19 protein-coding genes and 1 tRNA gene are annotated in these 17,597 nt (G+C 61.9%); 9 read left to right on the top strand and 11 right to left on the bottom strand.

The window, feature by feature from the left end:
* Positions 1-34 precede the first annotated feature (34 nt).
* The 5 genes from ACFHWW_RS32030 to ACFHWW_RS32010 all read left to right on the top strand — a co-directional run bounded on the left by ACFHWW_RS32030 (position 35) and on the right by ACFHWW_RS32010 (position 5,085).
* The gene (locus ACFHWW_RS32030) at positions 35-1,597 is read left to right on the top strand and encodes an undecaprenyl-phosphate glucose phosphotransferase (protein WP_275596477.1); all 1,563 of its coding nucleotides are present in this window, start codon (positions 35-37) and stop codon (positions 1,595-1,597) included.
* Complete coding sequence (locus ACFHWW_RS32025; RefSeq protein ID WP_379943302.1) at positions 1,594-2,838, top strand: O-antigen ligase family protein; 1,245 nt, start codon at positions 1,594-1,596, stop codon at positions 2,836-2,838. Before ACFHWW_RS32030 ends, ACFHWW_RS32025 begins: the two co-directional genes overlap by 4 nt.
* The gene (locus tag ACFHWW_RS32020; protein ID WP_379943300.1) at positions 2,835-4,010 is read left to right on the top strand and encodes a glycosyltransferase family 4 protein; all 1,176 of its coding nucleotides are present in this window, start codon (positions 2,835-2,837) and stop codon (positions 4,008-4,010) included. Before ACFHWW_RS32025 ends, ACFHWW_RS32020 begins: the two co-directional genes overlap by 4 nt.
* 96 nt (positions 4,011-4,106) lie before the next feature.
* Positions 4,107-4,316 (top strand): hypothetical protein, encoded by a 210-nt coding sequence (locus ACFHWW_RS32015; protein ID WP_018094813.1) that lies wholly within the window; start codon positions 4,107-4,109, stop codon positions 4,314-4,316.
* Positions 4,317-4,899: 583 nt separating this feature from the next.
* On the top strand, positions 4,900-5,085 hold the full coding sequence (locus ACFHWW_RS32010; protein ID WP_100672169.1) for a hypothetical protein: 186 nt from the start codon (positions 4,900-4,902) through the stop codon (positions 5,083-5,085).
* Positions 5,086-5,438: 353 nt separating this feature from the next.
* On the opposite strand, the gene ACFHWW_RS32005 is transcribed toward ACFHWW_RS32010, so the two are convergent.
* Positions 5,439-5,515: transfer RNA gene (locus ACFHWW_RS32005), tRNA-Pro, on the bottom strand.
* 183 nt (positions 5,516-5,698) lie between these two features.
* Here ACFHWW_RS32005 and ACFHWW_RS32000 point away from each other — a divergent pair.
* Positions 5,699-5,914 (top strand): hypothetical protein, encoded by a 216-nt coding sequence (locus tag ACFHWW_RS32000; protein ID WP_100672168.1) that lies wholly within the window; start codon positions 5,699-5,701, stop codon positions 5,912-5,914.
* A gap of 63 nt (positions 5,915-5,977) precedes the next feature.
* On the opposite strand, the gene ACFHWW_RS31995 is transcribed toward ACFHWW_RS32000, so the two are convergent.
* The 6 genes from ACFHWW_RS31995 to ACFHWW_RS31970 all read right to left on the bottom strand — a co-directional run bounded on the left by ACFHWW_RS31995 (position 5,978) and on the right by ACFHWW_RS31970 (position 10,673).
* Positions 5,978-6,508 (bottom strand): MerR family transcriptional regulator, encoded by a 531-nt coding sequence (locus ACFHWW_RS31995; RefSeq protein ID WP_324763211.1) that lies wholly within the window; start codon positions 6,506-6,508, stop codon positions 5,978-5,980.
* 334 nt (positions 6,509-6,842) lie between these two features.
* Complete coding sequence (locus ACFHWW_RS31990) at positions 6,843-7,181, bottom strand: integration host factor subunit alpha (RefSeq protein WP_003529278.1); 339 nt, start codon at positions 7,179-7,181, stop codon at positions 6,843-6,845.
* A 93-nt stretch (positions 7,182-7,274) separates the two neighbouring features.
* Positions 7,275-8,246: a beta-ketoacyl-ACP synthase III gene (locus ACFHWW_RS31985; RefSeq protein WP_100672166.1), complete on the bottom strand. Its 972-nt coding sequence runs from the start codon at positions 8,244-8,246 to the stop codon at positions 7,275-7,277.
* An 18-nt stretch (positions 8,247-8,264) separates the two neighbouring features.
* On the bottom strand, positions 8,265-9,308 hold the full coding sequence (plsX, locus tag ACFHWW_RS31980) for a phosphate acyltransferase PlsX (protein ID WP_275596481.1): 1,044 nt from the start codon (positions 9,306-9,308) through the stop codon (positions 8,265-8,267).
* Between the two features lie 193 nt (positions 9,309-9,501).
* Positions 9,502-10,053 (bottom strand): YceD family protein, encoded by a 552-nt coding sequence (locus tag ACFHWW_RS31975; protein ID WP_379943296.1) that lies wholly within the window; start codon positions 10,051-10,053, stop codon positions 9,502-9,504.
* Between the two features lie 83 nt (positions 10,054-10,136).
* Positions 10,137-10,673: a ubiquinol-cytochrome C chaperone family protein gene (locus ACFHWW_RS31970; RefSeq protein WP_018094733.1), complete on the bottom strand. Its 537-nt coding sequence runs from the start codon at positions 10,671-10,673 to the stop codon at positions 10,137-10,139.
* A gap of 137 nt (positions 10,674-10,810) precedes the next feature.
* Here ACFHWW_RS31970 and ACFHWW_RS31965 point away from each other — a divergent pair, with 137 nt between their 5' ends.
* A complete protein-coding gene (locus ACFHWW_RS31965) occupies positions 10,811-11,317 on the top strand; it encodes an outer membrane protein assembly factor BamE (protein WP_018094732.1) in 507 nt (168 codons plus the stop codon).
* A gap of 73 nt (positions 11,318-11,390) precedes the next feature.
* Here the strand turns inward: ACFHWW_RS31965 and ACFHWW_RS31960 are convergent, their stop codons facing one another.
* The 4 genes from ACFHWW_RS31960 to ribH all read right to left on the bottom strand — a co-directional run bounded on the left by ACFHWW_RS31960 (position 11,391) and on the right by ribH (position 15,896).
* Positions 11,391-13,526: a sodium-translocating pyrophosphatase gene (locus tag ACFHWW_RS31960; RefSeq protein WP_379943293.1), complete on the bottom strand. Its 2,136-nt coding sequence runs from the start codon at positions 13,524-13,526 to the stop codon at positions 11,391-11,393.
* Positions 13,527-13,724: 198 nt separating this feature from the next.
* A complete protein-coding gene (locus ACFHWW_RS31955) occupies positions 13,725-14,951 on the bottom strand; it encodes an MFS transporter (RefSeq protein ID WP_379943292.1) in 1,227 nt (408 codons plus the stop codon).
* Positions 14,952-14,955: 4 nt separating this feature from the next.
* Entirely contained in the window at positions 14,956-15,438 is a 483-nt protein-coding gene (gene nusB, locus ACFHWW_RS31950; protein ID WP_003529296.1) for a transcription antitermination factor NusB, read from the bottom strand.
* Positions 15,435-15,896 carry a 6,7-dimethyl-8-ribityllumazine synthase gene (gene ribH, locus ACFHWW_RS31945; protein ID WP_018094729.1) on the bottom strand — a complete coding sequence of 154 codons (462 nt, stop codon included), beginning with the start codon at positions 15,894-15,896 and terminating at the stop codon, positions 15,435-15,437. The genes nusB and ribH overlap by 4 nt, the downstream gene beginning before the upstream one ends.
* 250 nt (positions 15,897-16,146) lie before the next feature.
* Here ribH and ACFHWW_RS31940 point away from each other — a divergent pair, with 250 nt between their 5' ends.
* Complete coding sequence (locus ACFHWW_RS31940; protein WP_379943289.1) at positions 16,147-16,650, top strand: cupin domain-containing protein; 504 nt, start codon at positions 16,147-16,149, stop codon at positions 16,648-16,650.
* A 40-nt stretch (positions 16,651-16,690) separates the two neighbouring features.
* Positions 16,691-17,230 (top strand): GNAT family N-acetyltransferase, encoded by a 540-nt coding sequence (locus ACFHWW_RS31935; RefSeq protein ID WP_379943287.1) that lies wholly within the window; start codon positions 16,691-16,693, stop codon positions 17,228-17,230.
* The last annotated feature ends 367 nt before the right edge of the window (positions 17,231-17,597 follow it).

The raw sequence follows: 17,597 nt of genomic DNA, 5'->3' as shown, positions 1-17,597 counted from the left end.
TCCGGGCGAAGGACTTCAGCGCCGGAAAGCGACCATGAACCAGTTTGACAGGCCAGAGAGCTTCAACCCCGAAGCGCTTCGCAAGAAGGTCTCGGAGATCCGCAAGACCACCACCGAACAAAAGAACGGGACAGGGGGAAATGCGGGGCTCAACCCGCTGGCGAAGCAGATCGCCCTCCAGTTCCGTGCGGACACCTACACACCGGCGATGATCACCGGACTTATCCGGCTTCTCGACTTCTGCGCACTTTTTGCCATCGGCTACGGCATCAATGCACAATATGTCGCGCCGGCGCTGGAGCAACTGCCGGTCTATCTCCTCATCCTCGCCGGGGGGCCGGCGCTCGCCGTTGCCGCCATGCAGGTCGCCGACGCCTACCAGGTGCCGGCACTGCGCGCCTGGCTGAGGATGACGCCGCGCGTCCTCGGTGCCTGGACGGCTGCGTTCGGCGTGATTGCGCTTGGCCTTTTCTTTCTCAAATCGGGCCACCTCTATTCGCGGTTCTGGATCGGCGCATGGTTCCTCGCCGGCGGGTTTTTCCTCGTCGCGGAGCGCGCATTCATCGCCTATTCGATCCGTCACTGGTCGAGAAACGGCACCATGGAACGGCGAGCCGTCATCGTCGGTGGCGGGCAGCCCGCGAAGGACCTGATCCGGGAGATCGAGCATCAACCGGACAACGATATCCGCATCTGCGGGATCTTCGACGATCGAGACGAGCGCCGGTCCCCGAATGTGATTGCCGGCTATCCGAAACTCGGGACGGTGGACGAACTGGTCGAATTCGCCCGTCTCGCCCGCATCGACATGCTGATCATCTCGCTGCCGCTGACTGCGGAAAAGCGCATCCTCGCACTCCTCAGAAAGCTGTGGGTGCTTCCGGTCGACATCCGGCTCGCGGCGCACGCCAACAATCTCCGTTTCCGCCCACGCAGCTATTCGCATGTCGGGCAGGTCCCGATGCTCGACATCTTCGACAAGCCGATCGCCGACTGGGATTCCGTCGCCAAGCGCTGCTTCGATATCTTTTTCAGCCTCGTGGCGCTCGCTTTGCTCTGGCCCGTCATGCTCGCTGCCGCCGTCGCGGTGAAGGTCACCTCGCCCGGTCCGATCATCTTCAAGCAGCACCGCCACGGCTTCAACAACGAGACCATAGAGGTCTACAAGTTCCGCTCGATGTACACGCATATGAGCGACCCGACCGCGCGCAACGCCGTAACCAAGAACGATCCTCGCGTAACCCCCGTCGGACGCTTCCTGCGCAAATCTTCGATCGACGAATTGCCCCAGTTCTTCAATGTGCTGAAAGGCGAGCTCTCGCTCGTCGGGCCACGTCCCCACGCCGTGCTCGCGCAGACGAAGGACCGAACCTATTCCGATGTCGTCGAAGGCTATTTTGCCCGCCACCGCGTCAAGCCGGGAGTGACCGGCTGGGCACAGATCAACGGCTGGCGCGGTGAGATCGACAACGACGAAAAGATCCGGTTCCGAACGGCATTCGACCTCTACTATATCGAGAACTGGTCGCTGCTGCTCGACCTGAAGATTCTCATCCTCACGCCGTTTCGGCTGCTGAATACGGAAAACGCCTATTGACCGCCGTCACCGCATCGCGGCCGGCTATCCTTCGCCCGCAGCTTGCCGCGATTTCGCTCGTCGGCTCCTGCCTGGTGACGATCGGCGTCTTCCTGTCCGGGTTCGTCATCGCCGAGCCCGCGCCCTACGAGATCTTCATGGCGGGGCTCATCGGCCTCTGGGCGCTTTTCGGCCTCAGGATCTCCCGTGCCACGGCTCCGCTCACGGTCCTTCTCGCCCTGTTCATGATCGGCGGCATCCTGTCGCTGACGGTGATGGCCGACCTTGGGACCGGTCCGATGTATATGGCCGTTACCGGCTTCCTCTGCCTCACGGCGGTGTTTTTTGCGGCCATCATCGAAGAGAGCTACCAGCGCCTGCCGCTCATCCTCAACGCCTGGGTGGCAGCCGCAGTCATCACCGCCCTCCTCGGCATCCTCGGCTATTTCGGCGCGATACCGGGTGCGGCGAACTTCACGCTGTACGATCGGGCAAAGGGAGCGTTTCAGGACCCGAATGTCTTCGGACCGTTTCTCGTAGCCCCCACCCTCTACCTCCTTCACGGCCTGCTGACGCAGCAGATCAGCCGGGCGCCCTTGAAGATCGCCGGGCTGCTGGTGCTCACGCTCGGCGTGTTCCTCTCCTTCTCGCGGGCGGCCTGGGCTCTCGACCTCTTCTGCGTCGTCGCTTTCGTCTTCGTCATGCTGCTTAAGCAGCGCAGCGGTCTCTTCCGCCTCCGGATTCTCGTGCTGACCCTCTCCGGCGCCCTGTTCGTGGTGGCAGCACTCGTGGTCGCCCTGCAATCTGACCAGGTTGCCTCTCTCTTCTCGAGCCGCACGCAGCTCGTTCAGGATTATGACGGCGGACATCTCGGGCGTTTCGACCGGCACCGGATCGGCTTTTTGATGGCCATGGAAAAGCCGCTCGGCATCGGCCCCATGGTGTTCAGCACCATGTTCCCTGAAGACGAGCACAACGTGCTTCTGAAGAGCCTGACATCCTATGGATGGCTCGGCTTCGTCGCCTATGTCACGCTCATCCTCTGGACGCTGTCGCTCGGCTTCCGGTTTCTGCTGCTCGAGAGGCCGTGGCAACCATATCTGATGATCGCCTGGATCACGCTTATCGGCCATGTCGGCATCGGCAACGTGATCGACACCGACCACTGGCGCCATTTCTACCTGCTTCTCGGCATTCTCTGGGGGTGCGCCGCGCTGGAATATCGCCATAGAAGGCAGATCCGTTCCGGAACGACCGCATGACTACGGGTAGCGAGCCGCTCGACGCCCCTCTGCGCCTGCTCGAGGTACTGGAACCCAGCGGCGGCGGGTCCGGACGCCACTTTCTCGATCTCTGCCGCGGCATGCATGCGCGCGGTCATCATGTCGAAGCGATCTATTCTCCTGTTCGGGCCGAAGACGGTTTCGTGCGCGAACTCCAAGCACTCGGCCTTCCCGCCATTCACGCCGTCGGCATGTGCCGGGCGCCCGCCCCCTCCGACTGGTCCTGCTTTCGCGCCATAAATCGCATCATCCGCACTGCCGGGCCCTTCGACGTCGTTCACGGGCACAGTTCCAAGGCCGGGGCCCTGACGCGCCTGCGCCTGCCGGGAAGGCACGTGCCGCGCGTCTACACGCCGCATGCCTTCAGGACGATGGATCCGACGCTCGGCCGCAGCGGCCGGGTGATATACGGAGCCATCGAGGCGCTTCTCGCCCGTTTCTACACCGATCACCTCGTCACTGTCTCCGGTGACGAACTCGCCCATGCGCTGTCGATCGGCATTTCGAGACAGGGCATGTCCGTCATCGTCAACGGCGTCGAGACCCCCTCGACCGGCAAGGCGCAGACGGTGCGCGCCAGCTTCGGCATTCCACCTGACGCCTTCGTTTTCGGCTTCATCGGCCGGCTCTCGGCGCAAAAGGCCCCCGAGCGTCTCATCAACGCCTTCGGCAAGGCCGCGACGGCGATCAGGAACGGTCACCTTGTGCTGGTCGGATCGGGAGAATTGGAGGAAGAGGTCCGCGCCGCGATCGCCGCAAGCGGTTTGCAGAACCGCATCCATCTGACCTCGGCCTTTACGGGCCCTCAGGCGGTGCCCGCATTCGATCTCCTCGTCATGCCGAGCCGCTACGAGGCAATGTCCTATGTGATGCTCGAAGCCGCCGCCGCCGGCCGGCCGATCATCATTTCCGACGTCGGCGGAGCCAGAACGGCCGTCGATCACGGAGAGAACGGCTACGTCGTTCCGAACAGCGAGGACGCCTCACCGCTTGCAAAAGCGATGATAGCGGCGGCCGACCCGGATATGTTTCGACGCCTTGCCAGCGCGGCTTCGGCACGCCGGGACCGTTTTACACTGAAACGCATGCTCGACGAGACGGAAGAGGTTTATCGGCGAATGGCAGCGCAGCGGCGCCGACAGCAGCCATAGGATCGAATCAGCCCAGATTTGGCCACAGACGTTCAGTACATTCCATTACACTTTATTAGGCATTTATAATTCTATTTATATTGGATGGGGGCAATCATGGGACCGGTAACACTGGTACTAACGGTGTGCCTTATTTCGGCGCCCGAAAAATGCCGTGAGGAGCGCCTGCACCTGGAGATCCAGGAAACGTTGATGCAGTGCACGTTCCGCTCCGCAATGTATGTCAGCAACTGGTCGGGACAGCACCCAGCTCTTAGTGTCAAAAAATGGCGATGCGAGCTTTCAGTGGCGAACAGGAGCATCTAGGCGTCCTACGACGCACCGGGCAGGCGCAAGAGGGACTCGGTGACGATCGGCAGGGTTGGTGGCCGGACGATGATCGAGGCGACGGCGGCAACCCGCTCCTCCAAACCGAAAGATGGCCTGACACAAATAGAGCTGCAGCGGGGGACTTGCTGCAGCTCCGGTCGCGACGTGTCATCTTCTAGCTGGGGCGCATTTGCCCTGTTCCATTCAAGGGAACCGCTTCGAACGTCGCTTGGAGATATTGTACTCTCAGCGGAACAGGAATCAAGGGAAAGCGCCTGTTTTGCCGGTGCCGGGGCTCACGCTTTTCAAGGCCGGGAATGGCACTCGCCCCATGGCCCGAGGGCGATGTTCCGATAGCCGTGCCAGCGCTTCCCGCCGACGGCATATCGGACCTTGGTCGGGTGTATCGATGGCAAAGGTCTTAGCCAGGCGGCCGAGCGAAACCTTTCAGACCGAATTGGAGTTGTCACCGTCGAGCGGCCCCCAGCCGCTTGGGTGAGTGATGACCTCAGAGCTGTAAAGATTGTCCCTTCTCCGCAGCTCTGAGGCTCCCACTCCCCAGCGCATTAGGAATTGATTGATGCAAGACAGAGACGACTACGCGTTGCCGGAGCAAAGTGCCTCACGCGACGAGAACAAGGATTCTGACACTCCAAAGAAAACGATGGCGCAGCGGCGGAAGTCAGTTGGAGTGACCCGCGGAGCCGATCACAGTCGCCTGAAGGCCTTGGAGTATCTCGGCAGAAGGTGGTTGTCACATCGATGACAGAGTGAGAGCAAGCGGACTTACTCTCCCCGAAGCAAAAACACAAAGCGCCAGTCGGAACCATCTTTGCGGCTGACCGTTAAAGCCCGTCTCCGGACGGAGCGGCAGCGTCCTCATCTCCTCCCTCGCCCCGAGGATGCTGCCACTTCCGGGCAACTTTGAGCACACGCTGGCACAGCTCGATCAACGCCGCAACCGAGCGCCGTCTCGAAGGAGATGGGGAGGAAGAAGGGCAACCGGTATCCGATCACCTATAGCGGGCTCAAGATGCAGTGGAAACGAATCAGGGCGAAAGCCAAGATCCAGGATTGCGCAAGGGCGCCCATCGTATCGCGTTGAAACTAAAGCGGAAATGGTCGGAGCGGCGGGATTCGAACCCACGACCCCTTGACCCCCAGTCAAGTGCGCTACCGGGCTGCGCTACGCTCCGACCCGCTTGGTTACAAGCCCGCTCTCATTAGTCGGAACACACGCCCGGCGCAAGGGGGAAAATGGAGCTCGCCCATCACAGGAGGCCGCCGACTGTAGCGGAAGCGGCAAGACAACAGTTTTGTGATTTGGATCGATGTCCCGTGCTGGATAAACTGCGCCTGCAAACCACAGGAGAAGCCCGATGAAGAGCATCCTCGTACTTGCAGCCGCCTTCGCTTTATCGGCGACGGCAGCGTCAGCCGATTGCCTGGGCCATTCCAATACCACGGCATCGATCGACAAAGTCGACAAGGAGATCACGACCGCGAGCGTGGCAAAGGCCGAGCAGTCGACCTCTGACGATCTCCTCCTGAAACAGAAGAATGCACAGCAGTCGACGGAAGAAGCGGCCGAATAAGTTGATCACGACCGAGTTGGGCCTCGGCACTGCTTTCGAGGCCCCCTTCCCGTGTCTTCCCTACTACCGAACCTGATCGAGCAGACGCTTGCATTCGAGGAGGTCGTAGAGCGCTTCCTGCAGCAGCGCCCTGTCTTCCTTGCCGACTGACGTCTTGCCGACGGTTATCTCTGCATCGTCGCCTCCGGTGCCGAAAGAGAAGAAACGCCGGCTCGCCGGTGCCTTCGGACGGCCGACGATCTGGTCCTCCTCCGCCACGCCCGCCTTGGGCGGCGCCGGCTCTTCGTTGCTGGAAGCGGCAAGCGCCTCGACGGTCGCAAGATCCCCGCTCGCGATGGCGGCGACGAATTTGTTGCCGTTGGCTTTCAAAAGCTTCTGCACACCCTTGATCGTATAGCCGTGATCGTAGAGGAGGTGGCGGATGCCCTTGAGCAGGTCGACATCCTCGGGGCGATAATAGCGGCGCCCGCCACCGCGCTTCATCGGCTTGATCTGCTGGAACCGGGTTTCCCAGAAACGAAGCACGTGTTGGGGGAGATCGAGTTCGTCCGCAACCTCGCTGATGGTGCGGAAAGCATCCGGGCTTTTCTCCATGTGGTCCCCATCTCCATAAGGCGCGTCGGGATCTGAACCGATTCCTGCGACGTGTTTACGTCCTCTGTCTGCGTATCCGCCATCCAAATCGCCGCTAGGACCAGCGCTTTCAGTTTTTCATGGAAAGACTGAAACCCTCTAAGTCCTTGAAGCTCCGCACTTCCGTACGGAAAAGCGCTAAGCACTTTCCCGGCAATGCTTCGGGCGGCGCTTGCTCGCCGCGCAAGAACGGCTACGCGACGCACGGATCGTCAGGCGATGATTACACGAATCATGCCTATTTCAATGGCTTATGGATGGGTTTTCAACCACATTTGTGGTGGTCGACGGCGCTTCAGCCGGCCGGGTTGGACGGTTTCAACTTGGACTTGCGGCTCAGATGCGCCTTCAGGACCCGCTGCTTCAGGACATTCGAAGCCTTGAAGGTCATCACCCGGCGCGGAGAAATCGGCACTTCCTCGCCGGTTTTCGGGTTCCGGCCAATGCGCTCGTTCTTGTCGCGCACCTGGAACGTTGCGAAAGAAGACAGCTTCACGCTCTCGCCACGCACGATTGCGTTGCAGATCTCGTCGATGACAGTTTCCACGAGTTCGGCGGACTCCGTGCGAGACAGACCCACCTTGCGAAAAACCGATTCAGCCAAGTCTGCCCGCGTTACTGTTTTTCCGCTCATCTTCCCCCACCGATGTCTGGCATGCCGATCAGCGATTGAAGACTATTGCCCTTGTCTTTTCCGGTCAAGCACCTGCCGTAATTCATTATTTTCTTACCAGCGTAGAAGAACGGAGCCCCAGGTGAAGCCCCCGCCCATCGCTTCGAGCATTACGAGATCACCCTTCTTGATCCGGCCGTCGGAGGCGGCGGCATCAAGGGCAAGCGGAATCGACGCCGCGGAGGTGTTGCCATGCAGATCGACGGTAACCACAACCTTTTCGAGAGGGATGCCGAGCTTCTTGGCCGAGCCGTCGATAATGCGGCGGTTGGCCTGGTGCGGAACCAGCCAATCGATGTCGTCGGCGGTGGTCCCGGTTGCCTCGAAAGCCGCCTCGATCACGTCGGTGATCATGCCGACCGCATGCTTGAAGACCTCGCGCCCTTCCATCCGGAGATGGCCGACGGTGCCCGTCGTGGACGGCCCGCCGTCGACATAGAGCTTGTCGCGGTGGGCGCCGTCAGAGCGCAATTGCGCCGTCAGAACGCCTCGATCAGCCTTCGTGCCGGCCCCCTCCTGCGCCTCCAGGACGATCGCACCGGCGCCGTCGCCGAAGAGCACACAGGTCGTCCGGTCGGTCCAGTCCAGAAGTCGCGAGAAGGTCTCAGCGCCAATGACCAGCGCGCGTTTGGAGAGACCGCCGCGAATATAGGCGTCAGCCGTCGCGACCGCGTAGACGAAGCCGGAACAGACCGCCTGCATATCGAACGCCGCACCGTGCCGCATGCCGAGGCGGTTCTGGATGTTCACCGCGGTTGCAGGGAAGGTGTTGTCCGGAGTGGAGGTCGCGACGATGATCAGGTCGATGTCGTCGGGCGTCAGCTCGGCTCTCGCGAGCGCCGCACGCGCCGCCGCCTCGCCGAGAGAGGCGCTCGTCTCCTCCTCGCCTGCGATATAGCGCTGGCGGATGCCGGTCCGCTGCACGATCCATTCGTCGGACGTGTCGACCTTGGATTCGATTTCCTTATTGGTCATCACTCGCTTCGGCAGTGCTGCCCCGAAGCCGCGCACGACAGAACGGATCATCTACTCAAACCTCATCATTCATGCCCGCGGAAGGGCTTCGGACGGCTGGGCGCCATGATACCGTGCCAGATCGGTCTCGATCTTCGCCTTCAGGCCGTTCTTCACCATATCGTATCCGACGTCGATGGCCGCGGCGAAGCCCTCGGCATCCGCGCCACCATGGCTCTTGATAACGATGCCGTTGAGACCGAGGAAAACCCCGCCATTGACCTTTCGCGGATCCATCTTCTCGCGGAGCCGGTCGAAGGCTCCCTTGGCGAAGACATAGCCGACCCTTGCAAGAAGCGTGCGCGACATCGCGGCGCGCAGATATTCGGCGATCTGACGCGCCGTCCCCTCTGCTGCCTTCAGCGCGATATTACCGGAAAAGCCCTCGGTCACCACGACATCGACGGTGCCGCGGCCGATATCGTCGCCTTCGACGAAGCCGTAATATTCGATCCCCTCGACGTCGGCCTCACGGATCAGGCGCCCGGCCTCCTTTACCTCTTCCTGGCCCTTGATCTCCTCCACGCCGACATTTAGAAGGCCGACGGAAGGACGCTCAACTTCGAAGAGCGCCCGGGCCATTGCGCCGCCCATCAGGGCGAAATCCATGAGTTGCTGCGCGTCCGCGCCGATCGTAGCGCCGACGTCGAGAACGATGCTTTCGCCCTTCAGCGTCGGCCAGATGGCGGCGATCGCCGGCCGCTGAATGCCCTGCATCGTCCTCAGACAGAAAACCGACATCGCCATCAGGGCGCCGGTGTTCCCGGCCGAGACGACCACATCCGCTTCGCCGGCGTTGATCGCGTCGATAGCCTTCCACATGCTCGATTTGCCGCGTCCGCGCCGAAGCGCCTGGCTCGGCTTTTCGTCCATGCCGACGGCAATCTCGCAATCATGGAACGTGCTGCTCGCCTTGAGCTTCGGGTGCTTGGCGAGCAGTTCCACGCACCGCGCTTCCTGGCCAAAAAGAACGAACTTTATGTCCGGGTGACGTTCGAGCGCTCTCGCTGCGCCCGGGATGACGACTTCAGGACCATAGTCGCCTCCCATCACGTCAAGTGAAATTCTGACCACGCGTGTCTTATCCTTTTTTCCCGCCACGCAACATGTTTCGCCCCTCAAGCATCAAGCGGCGGCGATCCATGTTCCTTCTGAAGTGGGGCCGGCATGCAATGTCTCGGCGTAGCGGCCCCCTTGGCTGGAGTCGGGCCAAAATACTGCTTTTCGTCGGCGTGACAACCGAATTGTAAGCCGGGGCTCAGCCGTTTCAATCCTTTTTCCAGTCCTTCAGCACCGCGAACGGGTTCGGCCGTTCGTCGTCCGCGGCGGAGCTTTCGATGCGTTCGCCGAAAGCGGCGCCCGGCTTGCGCGGATAGGGATCGATGGCGAGCGCGACGTGCTCGCTGACGACCACGCCGGCATCGATCGTATCGCCTGTGAAGGTATCTGGCAGGTCGGGTCCGTCCGGATCGACGATCATCTCGCCGCCGTCGACGTCGGCCTGCCGCGCGAGACGTGATCCCTCGGGTACGAGGATCGCATCCACCGGTTCCCGGATATCAGACTCGACCGGCTCGAGCGTCACGACGCAGGACTGGACGATATGCGCACGAACCTCGCCCTTGATCTTCACACCGTCCTTTTTCCAGCGCGCAATCTGCAGGTCGGCGGCAAGGGAAGAGACGCCTTCCACGCGCCAAAGCTCGGCAAGAGCCCGCAGTTCGGCATCGTTCGCCGACATATGCACGGTCACAGGATTTGCCGAAATATGCCCCACCTTCACCGGGTAGGAGAATGCCGGTTTGCTCTCTTGCTTCATGTTCAGGTCCTTCCTCGCGCCGGCACCGCTGCAGGGCGGCGGTCGGCGCGCTGCCATTTGATCGACGAACGATCGCGGCGCTTTTACGTTCCGGCCGGGGGGATGCGCAACTGACCCGTCTCGACGGCCTCTTCCGTGGTATCCGAGAGTACGGACTCGACCGCAAGGAGGTAGGAGGCGAGGCCCCGCATGGACGGCGCGTCCTCTACGTCGGCGTGAAAATTGCGCCGCAATGCGGCCGCCAGTGCGCCGGCGTCGCGTCCTTCAAGGGCCGCCGCGTAGGATTCGAGGCGGCCGTAGAACATGCCGGCAAGTTTCTTCATCTTCTTCGGCACGCTCATGTCGCCGACGCCGAGCTCGCGGATGGAATGGTCGACATCCTCGAAGAAGGCGTCGACAATCTCCTGCGCGATCTCCTGGCCGGCTCGCGCCGAGCTGCGCGTGCGGCGGAAATAAAGGATCAGAATCGCCGACAACATCTCGAAGCGCCCCATGACCGTGTCGGGCACATCGAGGTCGGTATAGAGAAACGGTTGGCGCGCCGCCGCGGTCAGTGCCGCATATTGGCGCTTCACAATCGCAATATTGCCGCTTTTTTTCTTGAACAGTCCAAAAATCATCACAGAGGCCGGCTGGCTTTCTCGAAATCAGGGGCAAGCGCCCATGATCATGTTGCATGATAGCCGAAGCTGGTTTACCGAAGCGGGCACGAATTGCAATGGCCGATCTGCCAATCGTTACTCCAGGGGAGCAGTCCTTGACGAAGCGGTATTTGACGACAAACCTCAAAGTCCTGGGCCGTGCCGTGCTCGTGGCTTCCCTGTGTACTACCGCCCTTTCCGCCTGCATGTCCGCGAATGTGGGTGAAGTCCTGCATCAGGGCTATGTCGTCGACCAGGAAACGCTGGCACTCGTGCCGGTCGGATCGAGCCGCGAGCAGGTGCTGCTTTCGCTCGGCACGCCTTCGACCACCGCGACATTCGACAATGAGGTGTTCTACTACATCTCCCAGACCCGTAAGCGGCCGGTCGCCTTCATGAAGCCGAAGATCATCGATCAGTCCATCCTGGCCGTCTATTTCGACAAGGAAGGCACCGTCAGCCAGCTCGCGCACTACACGTTGAAGGACGGGAAGGTCTTCGACATGCTGTCGCGAACGACGCCGACCGGCGGCAAGGAATCCAGCTTCCTCGGCCAGCTCCTGAGCGGCCCCGGCGCCGGACAGGCCGCCGCGCGCAACCTGTTCAAGGACTTCGGCAAGTAACCGAGCCGCAACGGATCAAAAAAGGCCCGCGAGACCAGGTCCCGCGGGCCTTCTGTTTTTCAAGACGCCTGCGTCAGGCCAGCACGGCGAGCAGGAGAAGGGCCACGATATTGGTGATCTTGATCGCGGGGTTGACCGCCGGACCGGCGGTATCCTTGTAGGGATCGCCGACGGTGTCACCCGTCACCGAGGCCTTGTGCGCTTCGGATCCCTTCATGTGGCGGGTGCCGTTGCGGTCGACGAAGCCGTCTTCGAAGCTCTTCTTGGCATTGTCCCAGGCACCGCCGCCGGACGTCATCGAGATGGCCACGAAAAGGCCGTTGACAATCACGCCGAGGAGCGAGGCACCGAGCGCCGCGAAGGCAGACGCCTTCGAGCCGGAGATCAGCAGCACGCCGAAATAAACGACGATCGGCGCCAGCACCGGCAGCAGCGACGGGATGATCATTTCGCGGATCGCCGCCTTCGTCAGCATGTCGACGGCCCGGCCATAGTCCGGCCGATCCTTGCCTTCCATGATGCCTGGCTTTTCCTTGAACTGACGACGAACCTCCTCGACGACGGCGCTCCCGGCACGGCCGACGGCGGTCATTGCGATGCCGCCGAAGAGATAGGGGATGAGACCGCCGAAGATCAGCCCGGCGACGACGTAAGGATTGGACAGATCGAAGGAGATCGTCCCGACGTCGGCGAAATAGGGATGCTTGTCGCCATTGGCGGCGAAATAGGCGAGGTCGTTGGAATAGGCCGCGAAGAGTACCAGGGCACCAAGCCCCGCCGAACCGATCGCATAACCTTTCGTCACGGCCTTGGTGGTGTTGCCGACGGCGTCCAACGCGTCGGTCGACTTGCGCACCTCGGGCGGCAGATGCGACATCTCGGCAATCCCGCCTGCATTGTCGGTCACGGGGCCGAAGGCGTCGAGCGCTACGATCATGCCGGCAAGACCGAGCATGGCGGTCACGGCGATGGCCGTCCCGAAGAGGCCGGCGAACTGGTAGGTCGCGATGATGCCGCCGACGATGACGATTGCCGGCAAGGCCGTCGATTCGAGGGACACGGCGAGACCCTGGATCACGTTGGTGCCGTGGCCCGTGACCGAGGCCTGCGCGATCGAGTTCACAGGCCGCTTGTTCGTCCCCGTATAATATTCGGTGATCACGACGATCAGCGCGGTGACGATAAGGCCGATGATGCCGCAGAGAAACAGATTCCAGCCGGTGATGTCCATGCCCGCGACCGTTCCGATCGAACCCCATCCGATCGTCAGCGATGTCGCCGCGCCAAGGCCGAGGATCGACAGAGCGCCCGTAACGATCAGCCCGCGATAAAGCGCTCCCATGATCGAGGCGTTTGCGCCGAGCTTGACGAAGAAGGTGCCGATGATCGAGGTGATGATGCAGGCCGCGCAGATCGCCAGCGGATAAGTCATGACGGTTGCGAGCATCGGGGTCCCGGCGAAGAAGATCGATGCAAGCACCATCGTCGCCACGACGGAAACCGCATAGGTCTCGAACAGGTCGGCGGCCATGCCGGCGCAGTCTCCGACATTGTCGCCGACGTTGTCGGCGATCGTCGCCGGATTGCGCGGATCGTCCTCGGGGATACCCGCTTCTACCTTGCCGACGAGGTCGCCGCCGACATCGGCGCCTTTCGTGAAGATGCCGCCGCCGAGACGGGCGAAGATCGAAATCAGCGACGCCCCGAAGCCGAGCGCGACAAGCGCATCGATGACCTCGCGCGCGGCCGGCTCATGCCCCAGGCCTGCGGTGAGTATGAGATAGTAGACCGAGACGCCCAGGAGGGCGAGGCCGGCCACCAGCATGCCGGTGATTGCACCGGATTTGAATGCGATGTCGAGACCGGAGGCGAGGCTGACCGAGGCGGCCTGGGCCGTACGGACGTTGGCCCTGACCGAAACATGCATGCCGATGAAGCCTGCGGCACCCGAGAGCACCGCACCGATAAGGAAGCCGATGGCGGCTGCACCCGACAACAGGACCCATGCGGCGACGAAAACGACGACACCGACGATGGCGATGGTTGTGTACTGACGCGTGAGGTAGGCCTGCGCCCCCTCTCTGATAAAACCTGCGATTTCTTGCATGCGGGCATTCCCCTGGTCGGCGGCAAGCACCGACCTTGTCGCCCAGATGGCGTAGACCACCGAAAGCAACCCGCATGCGATAACGCCCAACAATATGGTCATTTCGCACTTTCCTCCGTTACAACCTGCGGGCTCATCCCTGCCGCAGGCCCCTCTCCGCGAATCACACGGCGCCTCCTCAAGCGACGCGTTTTCGCGGCGCGGCCAGAGTGCTGTTGCCGATGTGGATCGTCAAGCCCCTGAAATTGCCCGCATGCGGGCCTTTTTCAGGGTCCGGGAAGCATTCGGATAAACCGGCTTTCAGGCAGTGGCTTGCTTGCCCGCCCGCAGGAGCGGGAGAAGGAGAAGAAGGCAAAAACCGGCCACTGGCCAGACAACCGCGCTCAGCATGTCCCAACCATAGGCGGAAAGCACCTTGCCGGAAGCGAAGGAAGAACAAGCGACGGCTGAGAAGAGAACGATGTCGTGAAAGCCCTGGACCTTGTCTGCCTCATGCGGCCGGTAACTCTGCGCGACGATCGCCGTGGAGCCGATGAAACCGAAATTCCAGCCGAGGCCGAGCAGCGACAACGCGCCCCAGAAATTCCAGAGTGCGACGCCGAGGTGAGCCACGGCAGCGCAGGCCATCAGCAGGAGGAGACCGCATGCGACGATGCGTTCGGCGCCGAAGCGGCTGATCAGCCAACCCGTGACGAAACTCGGAGCGAACATCGCAAGCACGTGCCATTGGATTCCGAGCGTCGCGAGATCGCTCGAAAAGCCGCAGCCGACAACCATGGCGACGGGCGCGCCCGTCATCATGAAGGTCATCAGGACATAGCTGGAAATCCCACAGATCATTCCCGTCATGAAACGCTGGCTGCCCGCAATCTCGCGCAGCGGACGCGCGGGAGGCTGCTCATGATGGGTCGATGCCGATGTGTGGTCCGGCAGCCGTAGCGGCACGAAGAAGAAGAGCGCGACGAGGCAGACCGGTACGAGAGCGACGAAAGCGCCCGCGAACCACACGGGCGCAAAGTAATCGCCCGCGAAGATGACGATCTGCGGTCCGAGGATCGCCGAGACGATGCCGCCTCCCAGAATCCAGGAAATCGCCTTGGCCTTGTAGAAGGAGGGCGAAGCGTCGGCTGCGGCAAAGCGGAGCTTCTGCGTAAAGCCGTTGGAAGCGCCGAGCACGGCGAGGCCGCAGGCGAAGAACCAGAAACTCTCCCGGAAAAGTGCCGCCGTGGCGAGCACGCCGCCGAGCGCAGCGATCGACGCACCGGCGATGAAGGCGAAGCGCCGGCCAAGGAGTCGCGACAACACCGCAACGAGCACGACGCCGAGCGCCATGCCGAGATTGTAGGCGGTGAGCGGCGCCGTCGCGAGCGACTTGTCTTCGCCGAGCAACTGGTGGCCGGCAACCCCGCCGACGGCAAAACTGATCGGCCCGACAACGCCGAGGAGTGCCTGCGCCACGGTAAGCAACTTCACGTTGCGACGAGCCTCGCGGAGGACCGTTCGGATTTCTGCCGGCTCGGTGGCCATCCGCTTACTTTCTCTGGTCGCCGCGAACTTGTTTGGCGATCCGGTCGAGGACGGCGTTGACGAGCTTCGGCTCTTCGTCCTGGAAGAAGGCCTTGGCGATCTCGACATATTCGGTCACGATCACCGGAACCGGCACGTCCTTTCGCTCCAGTATCTCGAAGGTGCCGGCGCGCAGGATTGCGCGAACGGTGGAATCGAGCCGGGAAAGCGCCCAATCATCCTGAAGCGCCGAGCCGATCAACGGATCGAGCTTGCGCTGGTCGCGCACGACGCCCGCAACGATCGAGCGAAACCAGGACGCGTCTGCCCTGAGATAGGTGTCACCGTCCAGTTCCTTGCCGAGGCGATGTTCCTCGTATTCGGCGACGATCTCCAGGACGCCGGTCCCGCCGACATCCATCTGATAAAGCGCCTGAACGGCTGCAAGGCGCGCGGCGCCCCGCTGGTTGACCTGTTTCAGCGGCTGATCCGAAGGGGTGTTCGTCACTTCTCTGCGCCCAATCTTTGCTTCAGTTCAATCATGGTCAGGGCGGCGCGCGCGGCGAATCCGCCCTTGTCGCCTTCCGTACGGCGGGCCCGTGCCCAGGCCTGATCGTCGTTTTCGACCGTCAGAATGCCGTTGCCGAGCGCCAGGCTCTCGCTGACGGCGAGATCCATCAGCGCGCGCGCGGACTCGTTGGCGACGATGTCGAAATGGTAGGTTTCGCCGCGGATCACCATGCCGAGCGCAACGAAGCCGTCATATTCCGCCCCGCCTTCGTCGGCGCCGTCGAGCGCCATGGCGATCGCCGCGGGAATTTCCAGCGCCCCCGGAACCGTCACAATATCATAAGTGGCGCCGGCCGCATCCAGCGCATGTTTCGCTCCATCGAGGAGCGCGTCGGCCATATCGTCATAGAAACGCGCTTCCACAATCAGGATGTGGACGGGCTTGATCTTCGCCATGGATCACCTGTCTTGAAAAATTCGGACCGGACTTGGCCGGTGCAGGCGGCGGTCAAACCATGCCCGGCACGGAATGGCAAGTAAATTCCGTTAACCGAAGGGCATTTGCCGTACCGCAATCTTCGATATTGGTGGAGCCGAACAGCAAACCCGCTTGTAACGGCGCCAACTGTCTCTAATCCTTAAGCGCGCCCAGACCGATTCCGCGAGGTCGAGCCGGGCATGCGACGCGACCAGGAGGACGACTGCGATGACGGACGCGCAAAAGCCCATCGTCAATCCGAAGAATCTGAAGCTCGACCACTGGCGCCGTGGCTCGTTCTTCGAATCCAGCGACGTCTCTTTCGGGTCGCTTCTCGGCCTCAAGGATATCGGCATAGGCTACGGCGAGGTTCCGCCCGGCAAATCCGGGTGTCCATTCCATAACCACCACATCGAAGAAGAGCTGTTCATCATCCTCGAGGGGCAAGGTACCTACCGTTTCGGCAGCGAACGCCATGCGGTCGGACCAGGCGACATACTCGGAGCCCCCGCTGGCGGTCAGGAGACCGCGCATCACCTCATCAATACCGGCACCGTGCCGCTCAAATACCTGTCCATTTCCACCATCGCAGCGACCGAAATCTGCGAATATCCGGACTCCGGCAAGTTCCTTGCCCGGACCCGGCGTCCGGGCGAAAGCCAGGCGTCGTTCGACTTCATCGGCCGCGCGCCCTCGGCGGCCGACTATTGGGACGGTGAACCGGGCATCTGAGAACTCTACTCCTTCCCCTGTCAGAACAAGCGGAGCGACAATGCACAGCGTCCCCACGATCGAGACCGAGCGGCTATTCCTGCGCCCCTACCGGCGCGACGACTTTCCTTCCTATTGCGCACTCTTCGGCGACGAGGAAGTGACCCGCTATACCGGCGGCGTGCCGTACACCCGCGAACAGTCCTGGACGCGATTCCTGCGCCAGGTCGGCATGTGGCACTACTTCGGCTTCGGCTTCTTCGCGATCCAGGACAAGCAAAGCGGCGTCTTTATCGGAGAGGCCGGCTTCCACGAAGCGCATCGCCAGATCACGCCCACGCTGGAGGGAACGATGGAGACGGGCTGGGCGATTTCACCGAAAAACCACGGCCGCGGACTGGCGACGGAAGCCGTGACCGCCGCCCTCGCCTGGGCCGACCGTCAGTTTCCCGTGCTGAGGAAGACCTGCATCATCGAACCGGGCAACCAGGCTTCGATCAATGTCGCCCTGAAACACGGTTTCAAGGAATTCTGGCGCACGACCTATAACGGCCGGCCGATGGTCATGTTCGAAAGGCGGCCGAAGGGATCGGAAGCTTAGACCGGGAAAGAGTATGTGGGGTTTTCCGCCCGCACTCCGCGTCTCAACCTCTCGGAATCGATCACGATGTTCTTAGCTCGACCCGACCTAAGAACATCGTGATCTAAGGCCTGTTGAGATTCGGGCCACCCGCGGCAGCTTGTTTGATCGCCTCATCCCTGTGCTCGTCACAGGGATCCAGCCAGACCAAGTCCTTGGGCTGAAAGAACGCTTCCCGCGCCGCAGACGCGGCGCTGCTGGATCCCTGTGACGAGCACTGTTGGGGTGGACGGCTCCCAACGGCATCGCAATGTGCCAGAGTGAGTCGTTAAGACATCAATCGAGGGAGACCGTCCGTGGAGCAGATTATCCGAATTGGCATGGATAC

It is taken from the genome of Sinorhizobium sp. P24N7, from assembly GCF_042436655.1.
Classification (GTDB): domain Bacteria; phylum Pseudomonadota; class Alphaproteobacteria; order Rhizobiales; family Rhizobiaceae; genus Sinorhizobium; species Sinorhizobium meliloti_A.
This window is presented reverse-complemented; position numbering and strand designations above follow the sequence as displayed.

Bases quoted from the DNA above. Each gene is read 5' to 3' on its own strand.
- ACFHWW_RS31985 (WP_100672166.1), bottom strand. From the start codon at position 8,246: ATGATCCGTTCTGTCGTGCGCGGCTTCGGGGCAGCACTGCCGAAGCGA.
- ACFHWW_RS32015 (WP_018094813.1), top strand. From the start codon at position 4,107: ATGGGACCGGTAACACTGGTACTAACGGTGTGCCTTATTTCGGCGCCC.
- ACFHWW_RS32030 (WP_275596477.1), top strand. From the start codon at position 35: ATGAACCAGTTTGACAGGCCAGAGAGCTTCAACCCCGAAGCGCTTCGC.
- ACFHWW_RS31990 (WP_003529278.1), bottom strand. From the start codon at position 7,181: ATGAGCGGAAAAACAGTAACGCGGGCAGACTTGGCTGAATCGGTTTTT.
- ACFHWW_RS31935 (WP_379943287.1), top strand. From the start codon at position 16,691: ATGCACAGCGTCCCCACGATCGAGACCGAGCGGCTATTCCTGCGCCCC.
- ACFHWW_RS31970 (WP_018094733.1), bottom strand. From the start codon at position 10,673: ATGATTTTTGGACTGTTCAAGAAAAAAAGCGGCAATATTGCGATTGTG.
- ACFHWW_RS31960 (WP_379943293.1), bottom strand. From the start codon at position 13,526: ATGACCATATTGTTGGGCGTTATCGCATGCGGGTTGCTTTCGGTGGTC.
- ACFHWW_RS32020 (WP_379943300.1), top strand. From the start codon at position 2,835: ATGACTACGGGTAGCGAGCCGCTCGACGCCCCTCTGCGCCTGCTCGAG.
- ACFHWW_RS31955 (WP_379943292.1), bottom strand. From the start codon at position 14,951: ATGGCCACCGAGCCGGCAGAAATCCGAACGGTCCTCCGCGAGGCTCGT.
- ACFHWW_RS32000 (WP_100672168.1), top strand. From the start codon at position 5,699: ATGAAGAGCATCCTCGTACTTGCAGCCGCCTTCGCTTTATCGGCGACG.
- ribH (WP_018094729.1), bottom strand. From the start codon at position 15,896: ATGGCGAAGATCAAGCCCGTCCACATCCTGATTGTGGAAGCGCGTTTC.
- ACFHWW_RS32010 (WP_100672169.1), top strand. From the start codon at position 4,900: ATGCAAGACAGAGACGACTACGCGTTGCCGGAGCAAAGTGCCTCACGC.
- ACFHWW_RS31995 (WP_324763211.1), bottom strand. From the start codon at position 6,508: ATGGAGAAAAGCCCGGATGCTTTCCGCACCATCAGCGAGGTTGCGGAC.
- ACFHWW_RS31940 (WP_379943289.1), top strand. From the start codon at position 16,147: ATGACGGACGCGCAAAAGCCCATCGTCAATCCGAAGAATCTGAAGCTC.
- ACFHWW_RS31975 (WP_379943296.1), bottom strand. From the start codon at position 10,053: ATGAAGCAAGAGAGCAAACCGGCATTCTCCTACCCGGTGAAGGTGGGG.